The organism is Pseudomonas sp. LY-1, assembly GCF_053502595.1.
The window spans coordinates 5,892,210-5,918,500 of record NZ_CP094353.1 but is presented as its reverse complement, the minus strand read 5'-3'; the positions used below and the strand labels follow the sequence as shown (position 1 = coordinate 5,918,500).

Here is a 26,291-nt window from a genome sequence, read left to right as displayed (position 1 = left end):
CATGCCTCATATGTCCCCATTCAATTCGCCACATGACGCTGGGGAAGAGCCCCTGCTGAACGTTTTTTGTCTTCCATCAGGCGAGCGTATCTGAAATGCGGTTGTTGTCGATAGCTCTCGAACGCGGCATCTGCCACATATAGTCCGACCATGGTGGCAAATTGACTTTCTCGCTGCTCGAAGACATATCTATGGCCTTTGAAGTCCAGCTGCGGCCCGACTTCTAGGTTTTGCATAAGGGCCACCTCATAGCAAACGGTCCCAACAGTCTCAGAACCGAAAATGTCATCGTCCAAGGGGCTATTAGGAAGCTTTTGAAGCAGGTTTTCTGCTGCGTTTGAGGACGAAGTCTTTACCAGTTGCCTTGACTGCCTTGAGCTGGCGATCGGAGAGGCGGGTTGCGTTAGTAGGCATGGGGGCTACCTCCAGCACCGTTTTGGTATCCTGAAAATAGCATCTGGCAGTCCGGGATACCACCTGGGATACCAAAGCGCCTGGAACTCAGAAAACCTGAAAAGCCCCCATAAGCGCTGAAACCCCTGTGTTCACTGGATTTCAGGCACAAAAAAAGACGTCCGTGGACGTCTTTAGATGTTGAAGTGGTGGAGCCGGGGGGATTTGAACCCCCGTCCGCCAGTACTCCGCTGTCGGTACTACATGCGTAGCCGTGTCTATTAAGTTAACCCTCAGCGACCCGACGGGCAGGGTGCTTTGGGCGAGTTGTGTAAGTTTTAGCCGCTTCGTCCACAACGTACTGCACGGCGATTCTGTTCTATATGACAATCATTTTGGGTTTACAGACATCCCCTGATGATTGCTGGACCCGAAGGTACCAGGAGGGAAGGGCTAAGGCTGCTTACGCAGCGAGAGCGTATTCCCCGTAGGTTTCGTCATTGGCAACTATAGAAAGTTGCAACAGTGGATTTACGAGTTCTGTTACCAACTCGGCATGCACCTAAAGTTTCGCGACCGGCGTCGAATCCTAAACGGCCCCGTGCTTGTAACTCGTTGTTTCTTAGTGAGTGACAAGCCTGTGCAGTGTACGCCAAACGGTCACAGAAGGCCAACCCGAAGGTTGGCCATGAGCGTCGGGGTGTTACTGATTGGCGCCTTTGTCGCTGTTCTGTAGGTCTTGCAGGGCTTTGGACGTGATCTCTATGCACCTCTTGTCATCACCTGCTGCGTGGGCGGCTTTGGCTTGAGACACGGCGGTGTCGATTTCGCCGCTTTTGCCAGTGGTGTCGGTGGCGAGCAGGGCTTTGCCGTTGTTGATTTTGTCGAGATTAATCTGACAAAGCTGGTCGGTTTTTCCGGCGGCAAACACCGGTGAGGCCAGCATCGCAGCGGCAATGAACACGCCAGCAAGAGCGGAATGCTTCATAAGGGTATCTCCTTGCGAAAAAGGGCTCGACGCTGCTGGCGTTCAAGGGCTGCCAGCGACATCACTGATGAGCCTCGATCGCCGAGGCCTATGCAGATGACTACGTCGCCGCGCAGGGGTTCTGTTTTTGTGCAGGATTAGTGCGCCCTCGGTCGGGTTACGCGGTCCACGAGGTAGACCAGCCCGTGGTAATCGATGCCGCCATGCTGGCTCAGGCCGATCTCGCAGGTGCGGCTGGTGGAGATGCCTTCGCTGCAATATTGCACGGCGTCTTTCAGCGAGCGCAGGGAGTGGGCGTTGAGTTCCGGGGTGGTGAAGCCTTTGTCGCCGGCAAAACCACAGCAGTGGATGCCTTCCGGGATCACCACGGTTTTCGCGCAGCGGCGGGCCAGGTCGATCAGGGCCTGGCTTTCCCCGAGGTGCTGGGTGCTGCAAGTGACGTGTACGGCGATCGGTGCTTCCTGCGGTATGAAGTCGAGGCGGTCCATCAGGTGTGTGCGGATAAATCGTACCGGGTCGTACAGGTCCAGGCGTGTTTCGCCCAGGTCTTGCACCAGGCGCAGGGTGCAGGGGCTGGTGTCGCAGTAGATCGGGTCGAGGCCGCCGCGGCTGGCGTGGAGCAAGGCGCCGATCAGTTCCTGGCGCTTGTGTTCGGCCTGTTCGGCATAGCCCTTGGAGGCGAAAGGCTGGCCGCAGCACAGGTTGTCCTGGTTGTCGGGGAAGACGACTTGGTAGCCGGCTTTTTCCAGCAGACCGCGGGTTTTGTCGTACAGCGACGTTTGCTCTTTATCGCCAGCCGCCGGGCCCATGGCGCGTGAGACGCATGCCGCGAGGTAGACCACGCGTGGCCGCTCATCGGTCACTGCCGGGCTGAAGCGAATGGCTTTTTCCGGTTGCGGCATGGCGTTGGTCCATTGTGGGATTTGTCCCTTGGACAACTTGCTCACTGTGGCCGACAACTTGGCCAGGCGCGGCGCGCCCAACAGCATGCGTGCGCCGTTGGCGACGTGCAGGGTAAAGCGCGCGCCTTGTAGCGCAGTGGCGAAGTGGATGGCCAACCATTCGGCGGTTTTTGTATGGTCGGCGTCGCGGGCCCGGAGTTTTTTCACCAAGTCGCCGGTGTTGATTCCCACAGGGCAGCGCTGGGCGCATAACCCGGTGGCGGCGCAGGTGTCGATGCCCTGGTAGTGGTAGGCCGTTTCCAGTTCAGTGGTGTCGATGCCGGCGCGTTTCTTCGCCTGGATATCGCGCCAGATCACGATGCGCTGGCGCGGGCTCAAGGTCAGGCCTTTCGACGGGCATACCGGCTCGCAGAAACCGCACTCGATACACTTATCCACAAGCTCGTCGGCGGCAGGCAGCGGCTTGAGGTGTTTAAGGTGGATCTGCGGATCTTCGCTGAGCACCACGTCCGGGTTGAGAATACCGTTGGGGTCGAGCAGGCGTTTGAGTTGCCACATCAGTTGATAGGCGTCGCTGCCCCATTCCAGCTCGACGAACGGCGCCATGTTGCGGCCGGTGCCATGCTCGGCTTTCAGTGAGCCGCCAAATTCTACGGCCACCAGTTGGGCGACGTCGTCCATGAACGCTTGGTAGCGTGCGACTTCTTCGCTGCTGTTGAAGCCTTGGGTGAACACAAAGTGCAGATTGCCTTCCAGAGCGTGTCCGAAAAGGATGGCTTCGTCGTAGTGGTGTTTGTCGAACAGCTCGATCAAACGGTTAACGCCGATGGCCAACTGCTCGACCGGGAACGTCACGTCTTCGATGATCACCGTAGTGCCGGTTTTGCGCACGGCGCCGACGGCGGGGAAGGTGTCTTTGCGGATCGCCCACAGGCGGGCGTTTTCCACCGGGTCTTCGGTGAAGTCGACCTGTTTTTCCACCGGAAACGCCGCCAGGGACGCCATGATCAGCGCCAGTTGCTCCTGGAGCAAAGAGGGCGATGCCGCACGGGATTCGATCAACAGTGCGCAGGCATTTTCCGATAGATGTTGTACGAAGGCGGGCATGCCGGGTTTGTCCTGCACCGAACGCATGCTGCGTCGGTCGAGCAGCTCAACCGCTGAGACCGGTTGGGTTTTCAGGACGGTCACCGCATTGCAGCAGGTCTCGACATCGGGGAATACGATCAGCGCCGAGGCTTTGTTCGGGTGGTCGATGACGGTGTCGTAAGTCACTGCGCTGATAAAGCCCAGGGTGCCTTCGGAGCCCACCAGCAGGTGGCTGAGGATATCCAGCGGCTCATCGAAATCCACCAGGGCGTTGAGTGACAGGCCGGTGGTATTTTTCAGACGATATTTGTGGCGGATTTTGGCGGCCAGTTCAGCGTTTGCCCGCGTCTCCCGCCCGAGTGTGGCCAGGCGTTCAAGCAGCGCGCCGTGCTGCTGACGAAATGCCGCGACGCTGGCGGTATCTTCGGTGTCCAGGCGGCTGCCATCGGCCAGCACCAGGCGAATTCCGGCCAGGGTGTGGTAGGTGTTTTGCGCCGTACCGCAGCACATGCCGCTGGCATTGTTGGCGACGATGCCACCGATTTTGCAGGCGTTGATCGACGCCGGATCCGGCCCGATCTTGCGCCCGAATGGCGCCAGCCAGGCGTTGGCCTGGGCACCGATCACGCCGGGTTGCAGGCGGATCTGCGTGCCTTGCCCACGAATTTCGCGGCCGTTCCAGTTGTCCCCCAGTACGATCAGCACCGAATCGCTGATGGCCTGCCCGGACAAGCTGGTGCCCGCTGCGCGGAAGGTCACCGGAACATGATCGCGCTGGGCCAGTTTCAGCAGCGCCACCACTTCGTCTTCCGACTCGACGCGAATCACCAGCTGTGGGATCAGTCGGTAAAAACTGGCGTCTGTGCCAAATGCCAAGGTGGAAAGTGGGTCGTCGAAGCGACGAATTTTCGGGATCAGCTGTGCGACGTCAGCAAGGAAAGCGGCAGGCAGACTCATTGGTCCTCCAGGATCAGCACCACCAGGTCCTTCGGACCGTGGGCGCCATAAGCCAGAACTTGTTCGATGTCAGCGGTCTTCGACGGGCCGGACACCAGCAGGGCATTGGTGGGCATGCCTTGGGCCCAGGCGAATTGCTGCTGGACCTGATAAAAGTTGTCGTAAATCTCGCTGGCCTTGAGCAGTGCAAAGTGTACCGGCGGCACCAGGCTCATCAGTCGCGGTTCTTCTCGCGTGGGCCACAGAATCAGGCTACCGGTGGCGGCGATGGCGCCGAGGGTCGTGGTCAGGCTGGCCGGTGTGTCATTAAACAGCTCGGCTTTCCATTCTTCCACAGGGCGGTCGTAGGCTTTGAGCTGCGGCAATTGCGGATGGTTCGACCAGTGCTCGGTGATGCGCCGCCCATGCTCGGTTGTCGGCGCGATGAGCAGGCTGGGCAGCTCGCGTTTTTGCAGCAGCTGCGCGAGTAAAGCTGGCCATTCGGCGCCGCGGGTCAGGTGGATCTCGGTATGCACCGCCTCCATCAGCTTGCGCAATTGTGCGATGCGCTGCTCTGGCGGGTAGGTGTAGATCTGTGTGACCAGGGTCTCATCGAAGTTGTCGGGCACTGGTGTTGTGCCCGTCAGGCTGTGGCGCAATTTGCCGAGGGTATTTTGCTTGGCGCTCATCAACGCGCTCCCTGTTTGGCCAAATGCTCGCGTGCCAGGTCATGCAGCGAACGGGCGGCGGGTTTAGGCGCGCTATGGTTTTGCGTCCATGGCCCGACGTTGTTCGGTACGAGGGCGCGCAGGCGCGTGGCGGCGAATGTGAACAGGCGGTACAGCGTCGGTGAGCTGTGGAGCTTGGCCCAGGCGTTCCAGATGAACCGCTCCTGGCGCGAATACTTGCTGCCTTGGCCGCGCATCACGGGGTGTGGGCTATCCAGCGCTTTTACGTTCTCTTCCCGCAGACGGCGCAGCAAGGCCGGGATCGGAATTTTTACCGGACACACTTCTCCACAAGCACCGCACAACGAAGACGCACTGGGATGGTCCGGTACTTTTGCCAGGCCGACCATATGCGGTGTGATGATTTTTCCGATAGGGCCGGGGTAGACCTCGCCGTAGGTATGGCCACCGATTCGGGTATACACCGGGCAATGATTCATACAGGCGCCGCAGCGAATGCAGTTGAGTGTCTGACGCAATTCGCTGTCGGCAAACGCCTGGCTGCGTCCGTTGTCCAGCAGCACCAGGTGGACTTCTTCGGGGCCGTCGAGCTCATCGGCCTTGCGCGGGCCGGAGATCATATTGACGTAGGTGGTGATCGGCTGACCGAGCGCGGAGCGGGTCAGCAGCGACAGCAACGGCACCACGTCGCGCAGGTTTTCCACGACCTTCTCGATGCCGGTCACGGCGATATGCACGGGTGGCACTGTGGTCGACATACGCCCGTTGCCTTCGTTTTCTACCAGCAGCAGCGTGCCGGTTTCGGCCACGGCGAAGTTGACGCCGGAGACGCCGATATCTGCTTCGAAGAACTTTTCCCGCAGCACGCGGCGACCAATCTGAATCAACTGGTCGACATCCTTGGTGTACTCCACGCCGAGTTTTTCGTGGAACAGCGACGCGACCTGGCTGGCGTTCTTGTGGATCGCCGGCATGATGATGTGGGACGGCTTCTCATGGTCGAGTTGAACAATAAACTCACCCATGTCCGACTCAAGGCATTCGATGCCTTGGGCGGCGAGTACGTGGTTCATCTCCATCTCTTCGCTGACCATGGATTTGCCTTTGATCACCTGCGTGGCTTCGCGCCGGCGGATGATCGACAGCACGATCGCATTGGCCTCTTCAACCGTTTCTGCCCAATGCACGGTCACGCCGTTTCGGGTCAGGTTGGCTTCCAGTTGTTCGAGCAGGTCGGGCAGCTTCGACAGGGCGCGGGCGCGCACCGCGTTACCGAGGGCGCGCAGGTGTTCGCGTTCGTGGGCGTCGCTGAAAGACGCCGCCCGTTTGCTCATCAGGGAATCCATCGCATTGCGAAAGTTGTTTCGCAGTTGCGCGTCGCCCAGTGCCTGGTGGGCGCGGGTGCGGAAGTCTTCTGACACCTCAACGGTGGGAATCAGCGCGGCGTTCATCGTTCACCCCCGGTGCGTTGCCAGAGAAAGCTGGCCAGGTGTTGCCCGCGTAAGGCCGCCTGTTGTTTCTCCAGGGCGCCATTGATGTTCATCAGGCAACCGCAATCAGCACTCAGTACTTGATGGGCGCCGGAGTCCTGCAAGGCTCGGGTCTTGTCGGCCACCATTGCGCCGGAAATGTCTGGCATACGCACGCTGAACGTCCCACCAAAGCCACAGCATTCGCTTTCGTGGCTGTGGTCGACGCGTTCGACATTGCGCAATTGGGCCAGCAGTTCGCGGCCGTGAAGGTGGGTGTTCATTTCCCGACGCGCGGAGCACGACGTGTGCAGGGCGACCTTGACCGGCGCCCCGCTGTCGTTGAGTTGCACCTTGCACACGAACAACAGGAACTCCGCCAACTCATAAGTCCGGGCCGCGAGGGCCTGCACTTGTTTGAGGGTGTCGGGTTCGTCCTTGAAGAGGTCGGCGTAGTGCTCACGTAACATGCCGGCACAGGAGCCGGATGGCACCACCACCGGGTAGTCGCCGGCGAACAGCGCCAGTTGCGCGCGTGCCACTTGTCGGGCCTGGTCGGTATAGCCCGAGGTGTAGGCCGGTTGCCCGCAGCAGCTTTGCCCTTGGGGATAATCCACGCAGATCCCTTCGCGTTCCAGCAGGCGGATCGCGTCCATGCCGGCTTCGGGATAAAACAGATCGACCACGCAGGTGCCGAACAGGTAGACCTTCTGCGGTTTTTCGTGGGGGTATTCGCGTGGCTCGGCCAGAGGCGGCGCGACACGGGTGGCATTCGGCACGGCGTTGTAAAAAAGCTCGCTCATCAGGCGCGTTCTCCGGGTGGTCCCGGTTGTCCGTCCATCAGGGCCGCAGCGTGTTCAGCGGCCCGGCAGAAGGGTTGTGGAGAGCTGACGCCGAAATCGCGGTTCGGCGTCGGTTATTGCGTGATTACCTGTGGTCTCAATGCACCAGCATGCCGGTGAACCAGTAGGCCTGGGCCAGTGTGATCAGCCCGACGATGGTGGCGAAAAACAGGCTGTGCTTGAGGGTGAAGCGGAACAGGTCGGATTCCTTGCCGACCAGGCCGGTAGCGGCGCAGGCCACAGCGATCGATTGCGGCGAAATCATCTTGCCGGTCACGCCGCCGCTGGTGTTTGCCGCGACCAGCAGGACGTCGTTGACACCGATCTGGTGGGCGGTGGTGGCTTGCAACGAGCTGAACAGGGCGTTGGACGAGGTGTCGGAGCCTGTCAGGAAAACCCCCAGCCAGCCGAGGAACGGCGAGAAGAACGGGAAGGCTGCGCCGGTGCCGGCCAGGACCAATGCCATGGTCGAGGACATGCCCGAGTAGTTGGTGACGAACGCGAATGCCAGCACCATGCCGATGGACAGGATCGGCCAGCGCAGTTCGTAGAAGGTCTCTTTTAAAGTGGTAAGACCAGTTTTGATGTCGATCTTCAATACCAGCATCGAGATCAGCGCGGAAAAGAAAATCGCAGTGCCGGTCGCTGAAATCGGGTCCAGTTTGAATACCGCGGGGATGGCCGTCGGGTTGGTCACGATAGGCGCAACCTTGACCACCAGTTGGTCCAGGTGCGGGATCGCAAAGTTGAACACCCAGCTGTACATTGAGCCGCCAGCGGCGAACATCGCCTTGAAGGGCTTGAGGGTCCAGATGGTCACCAGCACGGTCAGGATCAGGAACGGCGACCAGGCTTTGAAGATTCGCCCCAGGCTGTAGGGCGAAGCGACAGTGCTGCGTGGCAGGCCGAAGCCGCCGGCGCTGGCGGTGATCGTTGCGCTGGAGGTCGCACCGGCAATCTGCGCGCCGGCGGTGCGCTTGGGTTGCCAGATTTTCAGGAACAGAGTCAAGGAAACCAGGCTGGCCAGGGCCGAGGTGATGTCCGGCAGTTCCGGGCCGATGAAGTTGGAGGTGAAGTATTGGGTGATGGCAAAGCTCAAGCCTGCCACCAAGGCGGCCGGCCAGGTTTCGCGCACGCCGCGCAGGCCGTCCATCATGAACACCAGCCAGAACGGAACGAACAGCGACAGCAGTGGCAATTGGCGACCAGTCATGGCGCCGATCTTGAATGCGTCGATGCCGGTCACTTGCCCGGCGACGATGATCGGAATCCCGAGGGCACCGAAGGCGACGGGCGCGGTGTTGGCGATCAGGCACAGGCCGGCGGCGTACAGCGGGTTGAAGCCCAGGCCGACCAGCAGCGCGGCGGTAATCGCCACAGGAGCACCGAAGCCGGCGGCACCTTCCAGGAAGGCGCCGAAGCAGAAGCCGATCAGCAAGACCTGCAGGCGTTGGTCGTCGGTGATCGACAGTACCGAGCTGCGGATGATCTCGAACTGGCCGCTCTTGACCGTCAGTTTGTACAGAAATACCGCAGCGACGATGATCCAGGCGATGGGCCACAGGCCATAGGCAAAGCCATAGCCGGCAGCGGCCAGTGCCATGTCCACCGGCATCTGGAAGGCAAAGATCGCCACCAGGATCGACAGCGCCAGCGTGATGCTGCCGGCGACGTGGCCTTTAAGGCGAAACACGGCCAGAGCCAGGAAGAAAAATACGATTGGAATAACGGCGGCCAGTGCGGACAGGCCGAGGCTGCCGAGCGGGCTGTAGAGCTGTTGCCAGGTTTGCATATGGGGTGGCCCCTAATTGTTGTTGGTTAGGCACATTTTAGTCGGCTTGGGTAATTGGTAATACCAATTTACAGCCGCTGTTGGCTAGAGTAAAAGCCTAGGCAGGTATGTGTCAATTTGCCGCCTGCGAAACTTTGCTCTTAAGCGGGAGGGCGGGCGCTCTGATCGCATCAATCGAAGATGTTCTGATGGGTGCTGCAAGCGTTGCGATAGGCCAGAATAGAGGCCCCGGCGAGTGGTCGGGATCGTGGAGAGAGAGTTATGGGGTTTGATCAGGTGCGTCAGCGCCGTTTGTCTGACGATATTGTCGAGCAGCTTGAGGGCATGATCCTTGAGGGCACGCTGAAATCGGGCGAGCGCTTGCCGGCCGAGCGCGCGTTGGCTGAAAAGTTCGGCGTTTCGCGCCCCTCGCTGCGTGAGGCGATTCAGAAACTGGCGGCCAAGGGGTTGCTGGTCAGTCGCCAGGGCGGTGGCAATTATGTGTCTGATTCGTTGGGCTCGACGTTCAGCGATCCGTTGTTGCACCTGCTGGAAAACAATCCCGAGGCGCAGCGTGATTTGCTGGAGTTTCGCCAAACCCTCGAAGCGTCCTGTGCCTATTACGCGGCATTGCGTGCTACCGAAGTCGACCGTGAGCGGCTGACGGCAGCCTTTGAAGCGCTACAGGATTGTTACGCGCGCGACGATAAGGTCAGCCGCGCAGAGGAGGGGGCCGCGGATGCGCGGTTTCACTTGGCCATCGCCGAGGCCAGCCACAATGCTGTGCTGTTGCACACCATCCGCGGGTTGTTCGACCTGCTCAAGCGGAACGTGGTGACCAACATTGGCGGCATGTACCAGCAGCGCACGGAAACCCGAGATATGCTGATCAGTCAGCACCGGGATTTGTACCTGGCGATCATCGAGGGGCGGGCCGAGCAAGCGCGGGAAGTCTCAACACGTCACCTGTTGTATGTGCAGGAGGTGTTGGAGGAAGTACGTCAGGAAGTTCAGCGCGTGGCCCGGGCGGCGCGGCGCAAGGGCATGTAGCCAGGGGCCAAGCGCCCTAGGCTACAGCGGCACAAGGATTATTCTTCCTTGCCCTTGTTGCGCACGGCGCGATGCAGTTCGCGGTCGGAATCGCGCTCGCGCTCGGTGTCACGCTTGTCGTATTCCTTCTTGCCTTTGCCCAGTGCGATCTCGCACTTGACCAGATGCTTGCTCCAATACCAGGACAGGCAGACGCAGGCATAGCCTTTCTGCTGTACGGCGGCGGCGAGCTTGTCCAGTTCGCGGGCATTGAGCAGCAGCTTGCGTGTGCGTACCGGGTCGGCAATCACGTGCGTGCTCGCGGTGGTCAGCGGGGTGATATGACTGCCGAGCAGCCATGCCTCGCCATCCTTGAGCAGCACATAGCTGTCGACCAGTTGCAGCTTGCTGGCACGCAGACTTTTTACTTCCCAGCCGGCCAGGACCAGACCAGCCTCGAACCGATGTTCGATGAAGTAATCGTGTCGCGCTTTTTTATTCTGCGCGATGGTCCCTGTGGGGTGTTTCTTTTGTTTAGCCATAGGGGCGGCATTATAGGGCGTTGCGAGCGTGTCGGCTACGGTCAACCTGCGTGCTTGAGCGTGTTGGACGAATCCCGGACAATACCGGCAGTTCTTTGGTTTTTTTCTCTCGCGGATCGGGTTGTTCTTTCGCGATGTTTGCCGCTCAGCTGTGGAAATAACGCTCACATGACGACGCATATTCAACGTTCGGCCCTGCTGCCCTATCCGGCCCAGGTGCTTTATGACCTGGTCAACGACGTGGCGCGTTACCCGGAATTCCTGCCTTGGTGCTCGACCGCCGAGGTGCTGGAAGGCGGTGATGAGCACATGGTTGCCAGTGTCGGGGTGGCCAAGGGGGGGCTCAGCCAGCACTTTGTGACACGCAATGTCCTGGTGCCGGGCAAGTCCATTGAAATGAATCTGCAGGAAGGGCCGTTTACCCAATTGCATGGTGTCTGGGTGTTCAAGGCGTTGACCGAGAAAGCCTGCAAGATCAGCCTGGATCTGTCTTTCGATTATGCGGGGCCCATTGTGCGGGCGACGCTGGGGCCTTTGTTCAATCAGGCGGCCAATACCCTGGTCGACGCATTCTGTCAGCGAGCCAAGCAACTGCATGGTTGAGATTGAAGTGGTGTATGCCGGCGTGGATCGCCAGGTGTTGGTAGCGGTTGCGGTGCCAGCGGGTACGAGCCTGCGGGTTGCGGTGCAGGCGTCGGGGATTGCTGCGCACTTTCCTGAGGTGAACCTTGCTGATTGCCCGTTGGGGGTATTCGGTAAGGCAGTGGTCGACCCCGATACCTGCACCGTGCAGTCAGGTGATCGTATAGAGATCTACCGCCCGCTGCTGGCCGACCCCAAAGAAGTGCGGCGGCTGCGTGCGGCCAAGGCGGCGTTGGCCAAGCAACAGCGTTCATAGGCCGGCGAATCTGCAGGCAACAAAAAGCCCGGCATGCCGGGCTTTTTATCGAGCGTCGCAAACTTACTGCGGGCTGGTGTCCAGAGGCTGTGGCGTCGGGACTGGAACTGTTTGTACGCGGTCGACGTCTTTCTGGATCTTGTCGAGCAATGAGCCAGGCTTGGCCGGTACTTCGGATTTTGGCTTCTCGGCTTCCTGCGCAGGCGCAGTCACGTTGGTGCCGTTATCCTTGCCCAGCAAGGCGTCATCGCGGCTTACGCCGGGCATGAAATCGCCGGACAGACTGACCAGTTGATCATTGCCATTAAAGATGACGCTGACGCGTTCCTGTTGGCGTTCACCGCCCCCAGGCTGGATGCTGTAGAGATAATCCCAGCGATCGGCGTGGAAAGTGTCAGTCAGCAGGGGGTTACCCATAATAAACCGTACTTGCCGTCGGGTCATTCCCGGGCGTAACTGGTCTATCATGTCCTGCGTGACGACATTGCCCTGCTGGATGTCGATTTTGTAAACCCCGGGGAATGAACAACCGGCGAGTGCGAGCAGTCCCACAAAGGTGAAACTGGTTAGCAAGAGCTTGGTGTTTTGCATCGGTGGGCGACTTCCACTATCTTGGCTGGGACAACGTAAACGCCGATCATACCCGTATTAAGAGAAGCTGCGAAGCAGCATCCGCGAGAAAGCTAACCATGGTTGAAAATAGCGAACTACGCAAAGCCGGTCTTAAAGTGACTCTGCCACGCGTCAAGATTCTACAAATGCTCGATTCTGCTGAGCAGCGCCACATGAGTGCCGAGGATGTTTACAAGGCGCTGATGGAGTCCAATGAGGACGTTGGCCTGGCCACGGTTTACCGCGTGCTGACCCAGTTTGAAGCCGCGGGGCTGGTGGTTCGTCATAATTTCGACGGCGGTCACGCAGTGTTCGAATTGGCTGATGGTGGTCATCACGACCACATGGTCGACGTGGACACTGGTGAGGTTATCGAATTCACCAACCCGGAAATCGAGCGGCTGCAGAAGGCAATTGCCGAGGAGCATGGCTACGATCTGTCGGACCACAATTTGGTTCTTTACGTACGTAAGAAAAAGTAAAAATCGACGCAGATTCGCTCTGCGGAACGATTGAAGGCGACCCCCGGGTCGCCTTCGTGCTTTCTACAGAGAGAAAATTGCCGGTTCGGTCAGGCCTTCGCCGCCACCACCATTTTCTTCGCGTGGGCCAGGGACTCCTTGGTCAGGTCGATACCGCCGAGCATGCGCGCGACTTCCTCCACGCGTTCCGACTTGTTCAGCTTGGACACCGCCGTGTGTGTCGCATCGCTGCCGCGTACTTTGTGTACAAACAAATGCTGATGCCCTTGGGCGGCTACCTGGGGCAAGTGGGTAACCGTCAGTACCTGGCCGCGATCCCCCAGGCGACGCAGCAGTTGGCCGACAATTTCTGCGGTCGGGCCACCAATGCCAACGTCCACCTCGTCAAAGACGAGCGTCGGCACCCGTGAGGTTTGGGCGGTGATCACCTGAATCGCCAGGCTGATCCGCGATAGTTCGCCCCCGGAGGCGACTTTTGCCAGCGCTTTGAGCGGTTGCCCTGGGTTGGCGCTGACCAGCAGTTCTACCTGTTCCAGGCCGTGGGGCTGCAGTTCGGCACTGGTATTGCTGTGCAGTTCGATGGTGAAGCGGCCGCCGGGCATGCCGAGGCGCTGGATTTCCTGCTCGACCGCGCTGGCCAGGCTCGTGGCGGCTTGATGGCGCAGATCGCTCAGTTCGCGGGCCTTCTCTTGGTAATGGCGGGCGAAAGAAGCCAGTTCGTCGCCCAGGCGCTCAATGGACTCGTCATTCGCGTTCAGGGTTTCGATTTCATCCAGCAGCTTCTGCTGCATCGTTGCCACTTCAGTCGGCTGGATCCGATGTTTGCGCGCCAGGGTGTAGATGGTGTCCAGGCGTTCTTCTATTTCCTGCAGGCGTGCCGGGTCGGCGTCGAAGTGATCGAGGAAGCGGTTCAGTTCGCCTACGGCTTCTTCTACCTGGATTTGCGCACTGGTCAGCAAGGTCGTGGCTTCATTCAGCGAGCCGGACGCATTGTTCACGCTGGACAGCCGATTGAGGCTGACGGTCAGTGCATTGAGCACATTGCCCGAGTCGCTCTCGCTGCATTGCTCCACCACCTGGCGGCAAATACCCAGCAGGGTTTCGGCGTTGGTGAGGTTCTTGTGTTCCTGCTCAAGCTGTTCCAGCTCACTTTCGCCGAGGCCAAGGCTTTCGAGCTCTTCGAGTTGATAGCTGAGCAATTGGTGGCGTGCGCGTTGCTCGTCGCCGGAATTGGAGAGGCGCTCCAGTTCCAGGCGGGTCTGGCGCCAACGTTGGGCGGCGAGCTGGACCTGGCGGGCGAGGTCGGTGGCGCCGGCGTATTCATCGAGCAGGCGGCGATGGGTGTCGGTTTTGAGCAGGGATTGGTGTTCGTGCTGGCTGTGGATATCGATCAGCAGCTCGCCCAGGGCTTTCAAGTCACCCAGCGGGCAGGGCGTGCCGTTGATGTAGCCACGGGAGCGGCCTTCGGCGGTGATGACCCGGCGCAGGATGCACGGCCCTTCATTATTAAGGTCGCGCTCGGCAAGCCAGGCTTCGGCTTCGGGGATGTCCGCCAGGTCGAAGGTCGCCAGGATGTCGGCCTTGTCTGCGCCGGGGCGTACCACGCCACTGTCGGCGCGGTCGCCCAGGGTCAGGCCGAGGGCGTCGAGCATGATCGACTTGCCGGCGCCGGTTTCGCCTGTGATTACGCTCATCCCGCGATCCAGTTCGAGATCCAGATGTTCAACGATGGCGTAGTTATGTACGGACAGGTGCACGAGCATGACGGCCGCTCCCAGGCTTTAGGTCTGGTTATTTATACAGTGTTTTGTTCCGGGCTGACAATCCTGGCGCTTAGCTCGATTTGCTTGCTTCGATGTTTTTTTTAGTGCGAAGAGGAATGAATGGGTCGGAATTGATCTGGATCAGATGAAAGACTTTTGGTGACGCCCGCACCCTTGAACCTGGAAATTGTGGCCCCATATACCGGAACAGAAGCGCGAGTTGAGTTCGCGCATGATTTTGAAAGGAGAAATCTATGGCTGACGAACAGACGCAGGATACGCAAACTCCAGACGCCAATTCGGCTGCCGGTGATGAGCTGGCGACTCGTGTGCAAGTGCTCGAAGAGCAATTGGCCGCTGCGCAGGATCAATCTTTGCGTGTTGCCGCCGATCTGCAGAACGTCCGCCGCCGTGCCGAGCAGGATGTAGAAAAGGCCCACAAGTTCGCGCTGGAAAAATTCGCCGGTGATCTGTTGCCGATCATCGACAGCCTGGAGCGCGGCCTTGAGTTGTCCAACCCGGACGACGAAAACATCCGCCCGATGCGTGAAGGTATCGAGCTGACCCTGAAAATGTTCCAGGACACCCTGAAGCGTTATCAGTTGGAGGCTGTCGATCCGCAAGGCGGCGAGCCGTTCAATGCCGAGCATCACCAGGCCATGGCGATGCAGGAAAGTCATGACCTTGAGCCAAACAGCGTGTTGAAAGTATTCCAGAAGGGATACCAGCTCAACGGTCGCCTGCTGCGTCCGGCAATGGTCGTGGTCAGCAAGGCGCCTGCACCGGTTTCACCTTCGATTGATGAGCAGGCTTGAAATACGCCGCAAGGCCCCCATTTATAAGTCAAGCGTTTAAGTGCTACCGCAGTTAGCCACCACTGCTGCGGCATCCAAATTCAAGTTTCGGGAGAGTAAATCATGGGCAAAATTATCGGTATCGACCTGGGGACCACCAACTCCTGCGTCTCCGTGCTGGAAAACGGCGTTGCAAAAGTCATCGAAAACGCCGAAGGCGCGCGTACTACGCCGTCGATCATTGCTTACGCCAACGACGGCGAAATCCTCGTCGGTCAGTCGGCCAAGCGTCAGGCGGTGACCAACCCGCACAACACCCTGTACGCGGTGAAGCGTCTGATCGGGCGTAAGTTCGAGGAAGAAGTCGTACAGAAAGACATCAAGATGGTCCCTTACAAAATCGCCAAGGCTGACAACGGTGACGCCTGGGTTGAAGTGAACGGCCAGAAAATGTCGCCGCCACAGATCTCGGCTGAAATCTTGAAAAAGATGAAGAAAACCGCCGAAGACTACCTCGGTGAAGCCGTGACTGAAGCGGTGATCACCGTTCCGGCCTACTTCAACGACAGCCAGCGCCAGGCGACCAAAGACGCCGGCCGCATCGCGGGCCTGGACGTAAAACGTATCATCAACGAACCAACCGCAGCCGCTCTGGCCTACGGCATGGACAAAGCCAAGGGCGACCACACTGTCATCGTTTATGACCTGGGTGGCGGTACCTTCGACGTGTCCGTGATCGAAATCGCGGAAGTTGACGGCGAGCACCAGTTCGAAGTGTTGGCCACCAACGGCGACACCTTCCTGGGTGGTGAAGACTTCGACATCCGTCTGATCGACTACCTCGTTGACGAGTTCAAGAAAGAAAGCGGCATGAACCTCAAGGGTGACCCGCTGGCCATGCAGCGTCTGAAAGAAGCTGCCGAGAAAGCCAAGATCGAGCTGTCTTCGGCTCAGTCGACCGACGTTAACCTGCCGTACATCACTGCAGACGCTACCGGTCCTAAGCACTTGAACGTGAAGATCTCGCGCGCCAAGCTGGAAGCGCTGGTTGAAGACCTGGTTCAGCGCACCATCGAACCTTGCCGCATCGCGCTGAAAGACTCCGGCATCGAAGTGAGTGCGATCAACGACGTGATCCTGGTCGGCGGTCAGACCCGTATGCCACTGGTTCAGAAGTTGGTGACCGAGTTCTTCGGCAAAGAAGCACGTAAAGACGTGAACCCGGACGAAGCTGTTGCCATGGGTGCTGCCATCCAGGGTGCGGTACTGGCCGGCGACGTGAAAGACGTATTGCTGCTGGACGTCAGCCCGCTGACCCTGGGTATCGAAACCATGGGTGGCGTGATGACTGCGCTGATCGAGAAAAACACCACGATTCCTACCAAGAAATCGCAAGTGTTCTCGACGGCCGATGACAACCAGGGCGCCGTGACCATTCACGTGCTGCAAGGTGAGCGTAAGCAAGCGGCGCAGAACAAGTCCCTGGGCAAGTTCGACCTGGCCGAGATTCCGCCAGCACCACGTGGCGTGCCACAAATCGAAGTGACCTTCGACATCGACGCCAACGGCATCTTGCACGTAGGCGCCAAAGACAAGGCTACCGGCAAAGAGCAGAAGATCACCATCAAGGCCAACTCCGGTCTGTCTGATGAAGAAATTCAGCAGATGATTCGTGATGCGGAAACCAATGCCGAGGCTGACAAGAAGTTCGAAGAGTTGGCGGCTGCCCGTAACCAGGGCGACGCACTGGTTCACTCGACGCGCAAAATGATCGCTGAAGCTGGCGACAAAGTGACTGCCGAAGAGAAGACCGCAATCGAAGCGGCCTTGGTTGCCCTGGAAGCCGCAGTTAAAGGCGACGACAAGGCGGCCATCGAAGCCAAGGTTGAGGAACTGTCGAAGGTCTCCGCGCCGGTTGCTCAGAAAATGTACGCCGAGCAAGGTCAGCCAGCTGACGGTGCCGCGCATCAGGCAGAGCCTGAAGCCAAGCACGATGACGTTGTCGATGCCGAGTTCGAAGAAGTCAAAGAGCAGAAGTAATCTGCTTGGCCGGTTGACCGCTATCAAGCGGTGACTGGTAGGATGTCGCCGCGCGGGAGCTTGCTCCCGCGTTGGCGTGTCTGGGGTATGCGAATTTTTACAGCATGCGACAAGGCTCGGATGCTGGCGGTGTGATCGGGAATGCTCCTGCTTTCCGGCGACAGTCACCGCGTTTTTGGCCGGGTCCCTGGCTGAAAGCAGTTATGACCAGGATCGTTGAATTGACGTGAGTTGGGTCCGGGCCTGTATTGGGGCTCAACGAGTTCGGCAAGGCTCAGGAGGGTCTGGCTGAACGTCCTTAAGAGTGCAAAGACTTATGGCAAAGCGTGACTATTACGAAGTATTGGGTGTGGAGCGCGGTTCCAGCGAGGCGGACCTGAAGAAGGCTTACCGTCGCCTGGCGATGAAGCACCACCCGGACCGTAATCCGGATAACAAAGAATCCGAAGAAATGTTCAAAGAGGCCAACGAGGCCTACGAATGCCTGTGTGATCCCAACAAGCGTGCGGCCTACGACCAGTACGGTCACGCCGGCGTCGACCCGAGCATGGGTGGCGGCGGTGCCGGCTTCGGCGGCCAGAACTTCTCCGATATTTTCGGCGATGTGTTCAGCGACTTCTTCGGTGGTGGCCGCGGCGGTCAGCGTGGCGGTGCCCAGCGCGGTAGCGACCTGCGCTACACCCTGGAACTGAACCTGGAAGAAGCCGTGCGCGGCACCAGCGTAAATATCCGCGTGCCGACGCTGGTCAACTGCAAGCCGTGCGACGGTTCGGGGGCCAAGAAAGGCTCCTCGCCGATCACCTGCCCGACCTGCGGTGGTATCGGTCAGGTCCGCATGCAGCAGGGCTTCTTCTCGGTGCAGCAAACCTGCCCGCGGTGCCAAGGCCAAGGCAAGATCATCTCTGACCCGTGCGATGCCTGCCATGGTGAAGGGCGTGTCGAAGAGTACAAAACCCTGTCGGTCAAAGTACCGGCGGGCGTGGATACCGGTGACCGCATTCGCCTGTCGGGCGAAGGCGAGGCGGGGACCCAGGGTGGCCCGACGGGTGACCTGTATGTGGTGATCAATGTGCGCGAGCACTCGATCTTCCAGCGCGACGGCAAGCACCTGTTCTGCGAAGTGCCGATCAGTTTCGTCGACGCGGCGCTGGGCGGCGAGTTGGAGATTCCGACCCTGGATGGTCGGGTCAAGCTCAAGATCCCTGAGGGGACGCAGACCGGCAAGCAGTTCCGTATCCGTGGCAAAGGCGTGGCGCCGGTGCGTGGTGGCGGTGCGGGCGACCTGATGTGCCGTGTCACGGTGGAAACGCCGGTCAATCTGGGCCGTCGCCAACGCGAGTTGCTCGAAGAGTTCCGCAGTTCGCTGGAAGGAGACGACTCCCACTCGCCGAAAACCACGGGCTTCTTCGATGGCGTGAAGCGCTTCTTCGGCGACTTGTAAGGAATTGAGTATGCGACGTATAGCCGTAATGGGCGCTGCCGGGCGCATGGGTAAAACCCTGATCGAAGCGGTACAGCAGCGCTCGCCGGCCTCCGGCCTGACCGCGGCGATCGTTCGCCCAGGCAGTACGCTGATCGGCGCCGATGCCGGTGAGCTGGCTTCGCTGGGGCGTATCGGCGTGTCGTTGTCCGGCAACCTGGAGCAGGTGGCGGACGAATTCGACGTGCTGATCGACTTTACGCTGCCGGACGTGATGCTGAAAAACCTGGCGTTCTGCCGCAAGGCGGGCAAGGCCATGGTGATCGGCACCACCGGCTTGAGCGCTGAGCAGAAACAGTTGCTGGTCGAGGCGGGCAAGGATATTCCCATCGTGTTTGCCGCCAACTTCAGCGTGGGCGTGAACCTGTCGCTCAAGCTGCTGGATCTGGCGGCGCGCGTGCTGGGCGATGAGGCGGATATCGAAATCATCGAGACCCATCATCGCCACAAGATCGATGCGCCGTCGGGAACCGCGTTGCGCATGGGTGAGGCTATCGCCGATGCCCTGGGTCGCGACTTGTCGAAGGTGGCGGTGTACGGGCGTGAAGGTCATACCGGCGCGCGTGCGCGTGACACCATTGGTTTTGCCACCGTTCGTGGTGGCGATGTCGTCGGTGATCACACCGTGCTGTTCGCCACTGAAGGCGAGCGTCTGGAAATCACGCACAAAGCCTCCAGCCGCATGACATTCGCCAAGGGTGCGGTGCGTGCCGCGCTGTGGCTGGATGGGCGTGCGCCGGGTCTGTATGACATGCGCGATGTGCTGGATCTGCACTAATCAGTAGCTAAAATGGGGCCTCGGGATTATCCTAAGGCCCCGTTTTTACCCGCTAAGCGACGTCCTGTCGCATTCTCCTGCCTTTAAGGCTCATTAGCGGTGGACCAAAACAGCCTTTTTCTGTAAGCTACAGCTTTAGTGTGTCCACTAAAAGCGCGCAGAATAATTCAGTGAAAAAGCGGGGTGACGTGTCCATACGTCACTCCGCTTTTTTACAACCTGCGATCGCCCTTTCAGGCTTTATTTACGGGAGGTCTTCTTGACTAAGCCAGCCATACTCGCCCTTGCTGATGGCAGCATTTTTCGCGGCGAAGCCATTGGAGCCGACGGTCAAACCGTTGGAGAGGTGGTGTTTAACACTGCCATGACCGGCTATCAGGAAATCCTTACCGATCCTTCCTACGCCCAACAGATCGTTACCCTGACTTATCCGCACATTGGCAACACCGGTACTACACCGCAAGACGTCGAGTCCAATCGTGTCTGGTCCGCGGGCCTGGTGATTCGTGACCTGCCACTGGTTGCGAGCAACTGGCGTAGCACGATGTCGCTGTCCGATTACCTGAAAGCCAACAACGTTGTGGCGATCGCCGGTATCGATACGCGCCGCCTGACACGCATCCTGCGTGAAAAAGGCTCGCAAAACGGCTGCATCATGGTCGGTGAGAATATCTCCGAGGCTGCGGCAATTGCTGCGGCGCAAGGCTTCCCTGGCCTGAAGGGCATGGACCTGGCGAAAGTCGTCAGCACCCAGGAACAGTACGATTGGCGCTCCACTGTCTGGGACTTGAAGACCGACAGCCACGCGACCATCGACGCCGCTGATCTGCCCTACCACGTAGTGGCCTACGACTACGGCATCAAGTACAACATCCTGCGCATGCTGGTCGAGCGCGGTTGCCGCGTGACCGTGGTGCCGGCGCAAACCCCTGCCAGCGACGTCCTGGCGTTGCAGCCGGACGGCGTGTTCCTGTCCAACGGCCCGGGTGACCCTGAGCCATGCGACTACGCCATCAAGGCGATCAAGGACGTGCTGGAGACCGAGATCCCGGTGTTCGGTATCTGCCTGGGCCACCAGCTGCTCGCTCTGGCCTCCGGCGCCAAGACCCTGAAAATGGGGCACGGCCACCACGGCGCGAACCACCCTGTACAGGACCTGGACACCGGCGTAGTGATGATCACCAGCCAGAACCACGGTTTTGCGGTGGATGAAACGACCTTGCCGGCCAACGTCCGTGCGACCCACAAGTCGCTGTTCGACGGTTCCCTGCAAGGCATCGAGCGCACCGACAAGAGTGCGTTCAGCTTCCAGGGCCACCCTGAAGCCAGCCCGGGCCCGAACGACGTAGCGCCGCTGTTCGACCGTTTCATCAATGAGATGGCCAAGCGACGCTGACTGAGCGGCCTGCGGGCGGCCCCGACTGTCGGTGGCCCCCGCAGGCTCTTCAAAGATTGTTCAAGACGGCTTGCCGACTGACCTGCGGATTTGAGTGACAAACCCATGCCAAAACGTACAGACATAAAAAGCATCCTGATTCTCGGCGCTGGCCCGATCGTGATCGGCCAGGCCTGCGAATTCGACTACTCCGGCGCCCAGGCCTGTAAAGCCCTGCGCGAGGAGGGTTACCGCGTCATCCTGGTGAACTCCAACCCGGCCACCATCATGACCGACCCGGCCATGGCCGACGCCACCTACATCGAGCCGATCAAGTGGCAGACCGTTGCCAAGATCATCGAGAAAGAGCGTCCGGACGCACTGCTGCCGACCATGGGCGGCCAGACCGCCCTGAACTGCGCCCTCGACCTGGAGCGCGAAGGCATCCTGGAAAAATTCGGCGTTGAGATGATCGGTGCCAACGCCGACACCATCGACAAGGCCGAAGACCGTTCGCGCTTCGACAAGGCGATGAAGTCCATCGGCCTGGCGTGCCCGCGTTCCGGTATCGCCCACAGCATGGAAGAAGCCAATGCGGTCCTCGAGACCCTGGGCTTCCCGTGCATCATCCGTCCGTCCTTCACCATGGGCGGCACCGGTGGCGGTATTGCGTACAACCGTGAAGAGTTCGAAGAAATCTGCGCCCGCGGCCTGGACCTGTCGCCGACCAAAGAGCTGCTGATCGACGAATCCCTGATCGGCTGGAAAGAATATGAGATGGAGGTTGTCCGCGATAAGAAGGACAACTGCATCATCGTCTGCTCCATCGAGAACTTCGACCCGATGGGCGTGCACACCGGTGACTCGATCACCGTTGCTCCGGCACAGACCCTGACCGACAAGGAATACCAGATCCTGCGTGACGCCTCCCTGGCGGTACTGCGCGAGATCGGCGTGGAGACTGGCGGTTCCAACGTGCAGTTCGGTATCTGCCCGAACACCGGCCGCATGGTCGTGATCGAGATGAACCCGCGTGTGTCCCGTTCGTCGGCCCTGGCCTCGAAAGCCACCGGTTTCCCGATCGCCAAGGTCGCGGCCAAGCTGGCTGTGGGTTACACCCTGGACGAACTGTCGAACGACATCACCGGCGGCAAGACCCCGGCGTCCTTCGAGCCGTCCATCGACTACGTCGTGACCAAGCTGCCACGTTTCGCCTTCGAGAAGTTCCCCAAGGCTGACGCGCGCCTGACCACCCAGATGAAGTCGGTCGGCGAAGTCATGGCCATTGGCCGGACCTTCCAGGAATCCCTGCAGAAAGCCCTGCGCGGCCTCGAAGTCGGCGTTTGCGGCCTGGACGAGAAGCTCGACCTGAGCAATCCGGAAAGCATGAGCGTGCTCAAGCGCGAGCTGACCGTGCCGGGTGCCGAGCGTATCTGGTACGTCGCTGACGCGTTCCGCGCCGGCATGACCGTCGAAGACATCTTCGGCATGAACATGATCGATCCGTGGTTCCTGGTGCAGATCGAAGATCTGATCAAGGAAGAAGAGAAGGTCAAGACCCTGGGTCTGGCCAGCATCGACCGCGACACCATGTTCCGCCTCAAGCGCAAAGGTTTCTCCGACCAGCGCCTGGCCAAGTTGCTGGGTGTGACTGAGAAAAACCTGCGCACTCATCGCCACAAGTTGGACATCTTCCCGGTCTACAAGCGCGTTGACACCTGCGCCGCCGAGTTTTCCACCGACACCGCCTACCTGTACTCCACCTACGAGGAAGAGTGCGAAGCCGCGCCGTCGGGCCGCGACAAGATCATGATCCTGGGTGGCGGTCCGAACCGTATCGGCCAGGGCATCGAGTTCGACTACTGCTGCGTACACGCCGCCCTCGCCCTGCGCGAAGACGGGTACGAGACCATCATGGTCAACTGCAACCCGGAAACCGTTTCCACCGACTACGACACTTCCGACCGCCTGTACTTCGAGCCGGTCACCCTGGAAGACGTGCTGGAAATCGTGCGCGTCGAGAAGCCTAAAGGCGTGATCGTCCAGTACGGCGGCCAAACCCCGCTGAAACTGGCTCGCGCCCTCGAAGCCGCTGGCGTGCCGATCATCGGCACCAGCCCAGACGCCATCGACCGTGCCGAAGACCGTGAGCGCTTCCAGCAAATGGTCGAGCGCCTGAACCTGCGTCAGCCGCCAAACGCTACCGTGCGCAGCGAAGACGAAGCCCTGCGTGCGGCCAGCAAGATCGGCTACCCGCTGGTGGTGCGTCCGTCCTACGTACTGGGCGGTCGGGCGATGGAAATCGTCTACGAAGAAGAAGAACTCAAGCGTTACCTGCGTGATGCGGTGAAAGTGTCCAACGACAGCCCGGTGCTGCTGGACCACTTCCTCAACTGCGCCATCGAGATGGACGTGGATGCGGTTTGCGACGGTACTGACGTGGTCATCGGCGCAATCATGCAGCACATCGAACAGGCGGGCGTTCACTCCGGTGACTCCGCGTGCTCGCTGCCGCCTTACTCGCTGCCACTGCACATCCAGGACGAGATGCGCGAACAGGTCAAGAAAATGGCCCTGGAACTGGGTGTGGTCGGCCTGATGAACGTACAGTTGGCGCTGCAAGGCGAAGACATCTACGTCATCGAAGTCAACCCGCGCGCCTCGCGTACCGTGCCGTTCGTGTCCAAGTGCATCGGTGTGTCCCTGGCCATGATCGCTGCCCGCGTGATGGCCGGTAAGACCCTGAAGGAAATCGGCTTCACCAAGGAAATCATTCCGAACTTCTACAGCGTGAAAGAGGCGGTGTTCCCATTCGCCAAATTCCCTGGCGTGGACCCGATCCTGGGCCCAGAGATGAAGTCCACCGGTGAAGTGATGGGCGTGGGCGATACTTTCGGTGAAGCGTTCGCCAAGGCCCAGATGGGCGCCAGCGAAGTGCTGCCGACCGGCGGTACTGCTTTCATCAGCGTGCGCGACGATGACAAGCCACTGGTTGCAGGCGTGGCCCGTGATCTGATCAACTTGGGCTTCGAGATCGTGGCCACCGCCGGGACCGCCAGGCTGATTGAAGCGGCGGGTCTGAAAGTGCGTCGCGTGAACAAGGTGACGGAAGGCCGTCCGCATGTGGTCGATATGATCAAGAATGACGAAGTCACTCTGATCATCAACACCACTGAGGGTCGTCAGTCGATTGCGGATTCTTACTCCATTCGTCGTAATGCCTTGCAGCACAAGATCTACTGCACCACGACCATTGCTGCTGGCGAAGCTATCTGCGAAGCGCTCAAGTTCGGTCCGGAAAAGACCGTGCGTCGCTTGCAGGATCTACACGCAGGATTGAAGGCATGATCAAATACCCAATGACCGTTCGGGGCGCCAAGGCCCTGGAAGAGGAGCACGCCCATCTGACCAAGGTCGTACGTCCAAAGCTGAGCCAGGACATCGGTACGGCCCGCGAGCTGGGTGACTTGAAGGAAAACGCCGAATACCACGCTGCCCGCGAGCAGCAGGGTATGGTCGAGGCGCGGATCCGTGACATCGAAGGCCGTATGCAGAATGCGGTCATCATCGACGTCACGACCATCCCGCACACCGGCAAAGTGATTTTCGGCACCACGGTGGAAATCGCCAATGTCGAAACCGACGAAAGCGTGGTGTACCACATCGTCGGTGAAGACGAAGCTGACTTCAAACTCGGCAAGATCTCCGTCGGTTCGCCACTGGCCCGTGCCTTGATTGCCAAGGAAGAGGGTGATGTGGTGGTTGTGAAAACGCCCGGTGGCGTGATCGAGTACGAGATTGTTGAAGTTCGCCATGTCTGAAAGGCGGCGCCCGCTTCGTGCGGGCGCCATGCTTTGGCAGTTTGCCCAGATGCTGTGGGTGGGCGGCCTGTGGTTGTTGCATATTGGCGTGTTACCGGCGTTGGGCCTGATTGGCCTGGCGCCGTTGTTGATCGATGAGATCGATGGATTACTGAGTGCGCTGCTGGTGGGTTTTGCGGCGGCGTGCGTGACGCTTCAGGCGCTGGTGCTGATCAAGGCCGAAGGCTTGGGGAGTTTGTGGCGGGATATTCGCGGCCAACTGCTGTTGATGGCGCTGTATGCATGTGCAATGTATTGCATCGTGCATGTGTGGCTGCCGGAAGCGTTGCGCTGGCAGCTATTCAGCTATCTTGTGCTAGGGTTTTCCGGCTTGGTGCTGGTGATGCAACCGGCGCCTGGGTGGAGTGGCGGGGCGCGCGAAGCACGCCCGTGACCCTTGTTGTCATTTGAAGCGATGAACGTTCGACAGTTGCTTGTTGACGCTGAAGTTCTTGCGATACAGCAGTGCCATCTTGCCGATGACCTGAACCAGGTCTGCCTTGCCAACCTTGCACAGTTCTGCAATGGCGGCCAGGCGCGCTTCGCGGTCAAGGATGTTGACCTTGATCTTGATCAGTTCGTGATCGCCCAATGCGCGTTCAAGTTCGGCTAACACACCTTCAGTCAAACCGTTGTCGGCCACGATCAAAACTGGTTTCAGATGGTGGCCAATGGATTTGTACTGTTTCTTCTGCTCTTGAGTGAGCGGCATAATCTGACCCCTGCGTCTGATCTTGTAAAAAGCGGCGGCCAGTTTACCCGAGCGAGTCCGGGACCGCCCAGTTAATCACGACCCGTTTTATTTTCGAGGTGGCCCGTGGCCCGTTCCAAAACTAGCCTTAAGTGGCTGCAAGAGCATTTCAACGACCCTTACGTCAAAAAGGCGCAAAAGGACGGCTACCGTTCCCGGGCCAGCTACAAGCTGCTGGAGCTTCAGGACAAGGACAAACTGTTCCGTCCCGGCATGAGCGTGATCGACCTGGGCGCCGCCCCGGGTGGCTGGTCCCAGGTGGCCAGTCGTCTGATTGGCGGGCAAGGCCGGTTGATCGCTTCCGACATCCTGGAGATGGACAGCATCCCGGATGTGACCTTCGTCCATGGTGACTTTACCCAGGACGCGGTGTTAGCTGAGATCCTGCAGGCTGTGGGAAATTCGCAGGTGGACCTTGTGATTTCCGACATGGCCCCCAATATGAGTGGATTACCGGCTGTTGATATGCCGCGAGCCATGTTTCTGTGCGAGTTGGCGCTGGATCTGGCGGGGCGGGTATTGCGTCCGGGTGGTGATTTCCTGGTCAAGGTCTTCCAGGGCGAGGGTTTCGACGAGTACCACAAGAACATCCGCAAGCTGTTCGATAAGGTGCAGATGCGCAAACCGGACTCCTCACGGGATCGGTCTCGCGAGCAATATCTGCTGGCGCGGGGGTTCCGCGGTATCGAAGGTGCAGCGAGTGATGAGCGCCTTTGAAGGTTTGAGGGGAGTCGATAGGTTTTTTTATATCGCTTTCGTCACGAAGCTTTACGAATATTGTGTAGTCAAAGTTTCACAAAGGGTTACA

The 26,291-nt window shown here is 59.5% G+C and carries 24 protein-coding genes and 1 other RNA gene; 13 read left to right on the top strand and 12 right to left on the bottom strand.

From position 1 onward, the window contains the following. Positions 1–20: 20 nt before the first annotated feature. The 8 genes from MOQ67_RS27155 to MOQ67_RS27120 all read right to left on the bottom strand — a co-directional run bounded on the left by MOQ67_RS27155 (position 21) and on the right by MOQ67_RS27120 (position 9,100). On the bottom strand, positions 21–236 hold the full coding sequence (locus MOQ67_RS27155) for a hypothetical protein (RefSeq protein ID WP_448675717.1): 216 nt from the start codon (positions 234–236) through the stop codon (positions 21–23). A gap of 364 nt (positions 237–600) precedes the next feature. Beyond that, positions 601–994, bottom strand: a transfer-messenger RNA (tmRNA) gene (gene ssrA / locus MOQ67_RS27150). Positions 995–1,096: 102 nt separating this feature from the next. Beyond that, positions 1,097–1,381 (bottom strand): hypothetical protein, encoded by a 285-nt coding sequence (locus tag MOQ67_RS27145; RefSeq protein ID WP_198717774.1) that lies wholly within the window; start codon positions 1,379–1,381, stop codon positions 1,097–1,099. Positions 1,382–1,518: 137 nt separating this feature from the next. Next, complete coding sequence (locus tag MOQ67_RS27140; protein ID WP_198717773.1) at positions 1,519–4,329, bottom strand: FAD-binding and (Fe-S)-binding domain-containing protein; 2,811 nt, start codon at positions 4,327–4,329, stop codon at positions 1,519–1,521. Beyond that, complete coding sequence (locus MOQ67_RS27135) at positions 4,326–4,997, bottom strand: LutC/YkgG family protein (RefSeq protein WP_198717772.1); 672 nt, start codon at positions 4,995–4,997, stop codon at positions 4,326–4,328. The genes MOQ67_RS27140 and MOQ67_RS27135 overlap by 4 nt, the downstream gene beginning before the upstream one ends. Continuing rightward, entirely contained in the window at positions 4,997–6,448 is a 1,452-nt protein-coding gene (locus MOQ67_RS27130) for a LutB/LldF family L-lactate oxidation iron-sulfur protein (protein WP_198717771.1), read from the bottom strand. Before MOQ67_RS27130 ends, MOQ67_RS27135 begins: the two co-directional genes overlap by 1 nt. Continuing rightward, a complete protein-coding gene (locus MOQ67_RS27125) occupies positions 6,445–7,269 on the bottom strand; it encodes a (Fe-S)-binding protein (protein WP_198717770.1) in 825 nt (274 codons plus the stop codon). Before MOQ67_RS27125 ends, MOQ67_RS27130 begins: the two co-directional genes overlap by 4 nt. Positions 7,270–7,405: 136 nt before the next feature. Beyond that, a complete protein-coding gene (locus tag MOQ67_RS27120; protein WP_017847401.1) occupies positions 7,406–9,100 on the bottom strand; it encodes a lactate permease LctP family transporter in 1,695 nt (564 codons plus the stop codon). Between the two features lie 261 nt (positions 9,101–9,361). On the opposite strand from MOQ67_RS27120, the gene MOQ67_RS27115 reads away from it, so the two are divergent. Then, positions 9,362–10,129, top strand: coding sequence for an FCD domain-containing protein (locus MOQ67_RS27115; protein ID WP_017847402.1), 768 nt, complete (start codon positions 9,362–9,364; stop codon positions 10,127–10,129). A gap of 38 nt (positions 10,130–10,167) precedes the next feature. Here MOQ67_RS27115 and smpB read toward each other — a convergent pair whose 3' ends face one another. After that, on the bottom strand, positions 10,168–10,650 hold the full coding sequence (gene smpB, locus MOQ67_RS27110) for an SsrA-binding protein SmpB (RefSeq protein WP_017847403.1): 483 nt from the start codon (positions 10,648–10,650) through the stop codon (positions 10,168–10,170). A gap of 168 nt (positions 10,651–10,818) precedes the next feature. Here smpB and MOQ67_RS27105 point away from each other — a divergent pair, with 168 nt between their 5' ends. After that, entirely contained in the window at positions 10,819–11,253 is a 435-nt protein-coding gene (locus tag MOQ67_RS27105; RefSeq protein ID WP_017847404.1) for a type II toxin-antitoxin system RatA family toxin, read from the top strand. Further along, the gene (locus MOQ67_RS27100; protein ID WP_104904440.1) at positions 11,246–11,548 is read left to right on the top strand and encodes an RnfH family protein; all 303 of its coding nucleotides are present in this window, start codon (positions 11,246–11,248) and stop codon (positions 11,546–11,548) included. Before MOQ67_RS27105 ends, MOQ67_RS27100 begins: the two co-directional genes overlap by 8 nt. A gap of 63 nt (positions 11,549–11,611) precedes the next feature. On the opposite strand, the gene MOQ67_RS27095 is transcribed toward MOQ67_RS27100, so the two are convergent. Next, positions 11,612–12,139, bottom strand: coding sequence for an outer membrane protein assembly factor BamE (locus MOQ67_RS27095; RefSeq protein ID WP_017847406.1), 528 nt, complete (start codon positions 12,137–12,139; stop codon positions 11,612–11,614). Positions 12,140–12,237: 98 nt separating this feature from the next. Between MOQ67_RS27095 and fur the strand changes: the two genes are divergently transcribed. Next, positions 12,238–12,642: a ferric iron uptake transcriptional regulator gene (gene fur, locus MOQ67_RS27090; RefSeq protein ID WP_026140081.1), complete on the top strand. Its 405-nt coding sequence runs from the start codon at positions 12,238–12,240 to the stop codon at positions 12,640–12,642. Between the two features lie 89 nt (positions 12,643–12,731). Here the strand turns inward: fur and recN are convergent, their stop codons facing one another. Further along, positions 12,732–14,405 (bottom strand): DNA repair protein RecN, encoded by a 1,674-nt coding sequence (recN, locus tag MOQ67_RS27085; protein ID WP_046382039.1) that lies wholly within the window; start codon positions 14,403–14,405, stop codon positions 12,732–12,734. A 254-nt stretch (positions 14,406–14,659) separates the two neighbouring features. On the opposite strand from recN, the gene grpE reads away from it, so the two are divergent. The 8 genes from grpE to MOQ67_RS27045 all read left to right on the top strand — a co-directional run bounded on the left by grpE (position 14,660) and on the right by MOQ67_RS27045 (position 25,126). Then, positions 14,660–15,220, top strand: a complete 561-nt coding sequence (grpE, locus tag MOQ67_RS27080) for a nucleotide exchange factor GrpE (protein ID WP_017847409.1) — start codon at positions 14,660–14,662, stop codon at positions 15,218–15,220. Between the two features lie 102 nt (positions 15,221–15,322). After that, positions 15,323–17,239 (top strand): molecular chaperone DnaK, encoded by a 1,917-nt coding sequence (dnaK, locus tag MOQ67_RS27075; protein ID WP_017847410.1) that lies wholly within the window; start codon positions 15,323–15,325, stop codon positions 17,237–17,239. Positions 17,240–17,555: 316 nt separating this feature from the next. Then, on the top strand, positions 17,556–18,680 hold the full coding sequence (dnaJ, locus tag MOQ67_RS27070; RefSeq protein ID WP_017847411.1) for a molecular chaperone DnaJ: 1,125 nt from the start codon (positions 17,556–17,558) through the stop codon (positions 18,678–18,680). A gap of 10 nt (positions 18,681–18,690) precedes the next feature. Further along, positions 18,691–19,497 carry a 4-hydroxy-tetrahydrodipicolinate reductase gene (gene dapB / locus MOQ67_RS27065; RefSeq protein WP_026140082.1) on the top strand — a complete coding sequence of 269 codons (807 nt, stop codon included), beginning with the start codon at positions 18,691–18,693 and terminating at the stop codon, positions 19,495–19,497. 259 nt (positions 19,498–19,756) lie between these two features. Then, the gene (carA, locus tag MOQ67_RS27060; protein WP_026140083.1) at positions 19,757–20,893 is read left to right on the top strand and encodes a glutamine-hydrolyzing carbamoyl-phosphate synthase small subunit; all 1,137 of its coding nucleotides are present in this window, start codon (positions 19,757–19,759) and stop codon (positions 20,891–20,893) included. 105 nt (positions 20,894–20,998) lie between these two features. Next, positions 20,999–24,220: a carbamoyl-phosphate synthase large subunit gene (gene carB / locus MOQ67_RS27055; RefSeq protein ID WP_017847414.1), complete on the top strand. Its 3,222-nt coding sequence runs from the start codon at positions 20,999–21,001 to the stop codon at positions 24,218–24,220. Continuing rightward, positions 24,217–24,693, top strand: a complete 477-nt coding sequence (gene greA, locus MOQ67_RS27050) for a transcription elongation factor GreA (RefSeq protein ID WP_017847415.1) — start codon at positions 24,217–24,219, stop codon at positions 24,691–24,693. The genes carB and greA overlap by 4 nt, the downstream gene beginning before the upstream one ends. Before the next feature lie 28 nt (positions 24,694–24,721). Then, positions 24,722–25,126: a hypothetical protein gene (locus MOQ67_RS27045; RefSeq protein ID WP_017847416.1), complete on the top strand. Its 405-nt coding sequence runs from the start codon at positions 24,722–24,724 to the stop codon at positions 25,124–25,126. A gap of 9 nt (positions 25,127–25,135) precedes the next feature. Here the strand turns inward: MOQ67_RS27045 and MOQ67_RS27040 are convergent, their stop codons facing one another. Beyond that, on the bottom strand, positions 25,136–25,444 hold the full coding sequence (locus tag MOQ67_RS27040) for a YhbY family RNA-binding protein (RefSeq protein WP_017139256.1): 309 nt from the start codon (positions 25,442–25,444) through the stop codon (positions 25,136–25,138). 105 nt (positions 25,445–25,549) lie between these two features. Between MOQ67_RS27040 and rlmE the strand changes: the two genes are divergently transcribed. Further along, positions 25,550–26,200 (top strand): 23S rRNA (uridine(2552)-2'-O)-methyltransferase RlmE, encoded by a 651-nt coding sequence (rlmE, locus tag MOQ67_RS27035; RefSeq protein WP_017847417.1) that lies wholly within the window; start codon positions 25,550–25,552, stop codon positions 26,198–26,200. The last annotated feature ends 91 nt before the right edge of the window (positions 26,201–26,291 follow it).

Bases quoted from the DNA above. Each gene is read 5' to 3' on its own strand.
- MOQ67_RS27155 (WP_448675717.1), bottom strand. From the start codon at position 236: ATGCAAAACCTAGAAGTCGGGCCGCAGCTGGACTTCAAAGGCCATAGA.
- MOQ67_RS27145 (WP_198717774.1), bottom strand. From the start codon at position 1,381: ATGAAGCATTCCGCTCTTGCTGGCGTGTTCATTGCCGCTGCGATGCTG.
- MOQ67_RS27140 (WP_198717773.1), bottom strand. From the start codon at position 4,329: ATGAGTCTGCCTGCCGCTTTCCTTGCTGACGTCGCACAGCTGATCCCG.
- MOQ67_RS27135 (WP_198717772.1), bottom strand. From the start codon at position 4,997: ATGAGCGCCAAGCAAAATACCCTCGGCAAATTGCGCCACAGCCTGACG.
- MOQ67_RS27130 (WP_198717771.1), bottom strand. From the start codon at position 6,448: ATGAACGCCGCGCTGATTCCCACCGTTGAGGTGTCAGAAGACTTCCGC.
- MOQ67_RS27125 (WP_198717770.1), bottom strand. From the start codon at position 7,269: ATGAGCGAGCTTTTTTACAACGCCGTGCCGAATGCCACCCGTGTCGCG.
- MOQ67_RS27120 (WP_017847401.1), bottom strand. From the start codon at position 9,100: ATGCAAACCTGGCAACAGCTCTACAGCCCGCTCGGCAGCCTCGGCCTG.
- MOQ67_RS27115 (WP_017847402.1), top strand. From the start codon at position 9,362: ATGGGGTTTGATCAGGTGCGTCAGCGCCGTTTGTCTGACGATATTGTC.
- smpB (WP_017847403.1), bottom strand. From the start codon at position 10,650: ATGGCTAAACAAAAGAAACACCCCACAGGGACCATCGCGCAGAATAAA.
- MOQ67_RS27105 (WP_017847404.1), top strand. From the start codon at position 10,819: ATGACGACGCATATTCAACGTTCGGCCCTGCTGCCCTATCCGGCCCAG.
- MOQ67_RS27100 (WP_104904440.1), top strand. From the start codon at position 11,246: ATGGTTGAGATTGAAGTGGTGTATGCCGGCGTGGATCGCCAGGTGTTG.
- MOQ67_RS27095 (WP_017847406.1), bottom strand. From the start codon at position 12,139: ATGCAAAACACCAAGCTCTTGCTAACCAGTTTCACCTTTGTGGGACTG.
- fur (WP_026140081.1), top strand. From the start codon at position 12,238: ATGGTTGAAAATAGCGAACTACGCAAAGCCGGTCTTAAAGTGACTCTG.
- recN (WP_046382039.1), bottom strand. From the start codon at position 14,405: ATGCTCGTGCACCTGTCCGTACATAACTACGCCATCGTTGAACATCTG.
- grpE (WP_017847409.1), top strand. From the start codon at position 14,660: ATGGCTGACGAACAGACGCAGGATACGCAAACTCCAGACGCCAATTCG.
- dnaK (WP_017847410.1), top strand. From the start codon at position 15,323: ATGGGCAAAATTATCGGTATCGACCTGGGGACCACCAACTCCTGCGTC.
- dnaJ (WP_017847411.1), top strand. From the start codon at position 17,556: ATGGCAAAGCGTGACTATTACGAAGTATTGGGTGTGGAGCGCGGTTCC.
- dapB (WP_026140082.1), top strand. From the start codon at position 18,691: ATGCGACGTATAGCCGTAATGGGCGCTGCCGGGCGCATGGGTAAAACC.
- carB (WP_017847414.1), top strand. From the start codon at position 20,999: ATGCCAAAACGTACAGACATAAAAAGCATCCTGATTCTCGGCGCTGGC.
- greA (WP_017847415.1), top strand. From the start codon at position 24,217: ATGATCAAATACCCAATGACCGTTCGGGGCGCCAAGGCCCTGGAAGAG.
- MOQ67_RS27045 (WP_017847416.1), top strand. From the start codon at position 24,722: ATGCTTTGGCAGTTTGCCCAGATGCTGTGGGTGGGCGGCCTGTGGTTG.
- MOQ67_RS27040 (WP_017139256.1), bottom strand. From the start codon at position 25,444: ATGCCGCTCACTCAAGAGCAGAAGAAACAGTACAAATCCATTGGCCAC.